General features: G+C 27.8%; 1 protein-coding gene. It reads left to right on the top strand.

Features of this window, described 5'->3' with window-relative positions:
* The coding region (locus LS72_RS10575; protein ID WP_238700809.1) for a hypothetical protein at positions 1–342 on the top strand (342 nt) is incomplete at its 5' end.
* Positions 343–589: the final 247 nt, after the last annotated feature.

Here is a 589-nt window from a genome sequence, read left to right as displayed (position 1 = left end):
TTTACTCTATTATTTTTTAAAGGATACAATATGAAAAAGTTGAAAAAATTTCAAAATATGTCAGAAAGAGAATTAAAAGTATTTTTCCTAAGAAAAGTGCGTGGATTAATCTACCAAGAGAAAGATTACCATCGTTTTGATGGATTTTCCAAAAAAGAACTCTATAGTTTTTATAAAAATAACTATATAAATGAGTTTAAAGGAAATATGTTTGATGAGTTTAGAGCAAATCCTTACAAATTCATTCAAGATAATTTTCGTTCGTTTCTTTCTTTTGTAGAAAAAGGGCATTTAAGATGTTATTACGAAGGATTAGAGCTAAGAACTAAGGCTAATGGATAAGCAAATACTTTCTTTTCATATCCTCTAAGCCCTATGGGTTTAGGCTTAAATATTCCAACAAGGGATTATTTACTTCCCTTGTGGGAATATAAATCCTTTATTAGAGTATTTTTACTCTAGGTATCAGTTTTAGGTGCTTTAAGCTAATAATTATCCATAGATTGTCTTGCAGTCATTACTAAAATGATGAATAGAGAGTTTGTGGTATAATAGAAAGAATTAAGGAATTAATATGCAAGGAAATATG

This window comes from Helicobacter apodemus (assembly GCF_000765745.2).
Lineage (GTDB): Bacteria > Campylobacterota > Campylobacteria > Campylobacterales > Helicobacteraceae > Helicobacter_D > Helicobacter_D apodemus.
This window is presented reverse-complemented; position numbering and strand designations above follow the sequence as displayed.